1 pseudogene is annotated in these 260 nt (G+C 31.2%); it reads right to left on the reverse strand.

The window, feature by feature from the left end:
- A pseudogene (locus tag KVT27_RS25195) lies at positions 1–134 on the reverse strand (superoxide dismutase); the annotation flags it as partial.
- Positions 135–260 lie beyond the last annotated feature (126 nt).

The following is a 260-nucleotide window of genomic DNA, read 5'->3' on the forward strand; positions in this document are numbered from 1 at the left end:
TCTAAAGTAGCATTTAAATTGTTTACGTATGTCGCATGGTGCTTTCCATGATGAATGGCAAGTGTATTGCTATCAATATGTGGCTCTAGTTCATCATAGTCATATGAAAGCTTTGGCAATTGAAATGAAGACATAACATTCCCTCCTTTCGACTTAAAAAGTTGTTCTAGGTAAAAATACTTTACCTGAGTCTAAAATACACCCATTTTCCATATAAGTCAATAGTAATTCCATTAATTTTCTGAAAAATATTACAATAA

Source organism: Lysinibacillus sp. GbtcB16, from assembly GCF_019091145.1.
GTDB classification, from domain to species: domain Bacteria; phylum Bacillota; class Bacilli; order Bacillales_A; family Planococcaceae; genus Lysinibacillus; species Lysinibacillus fusiformis.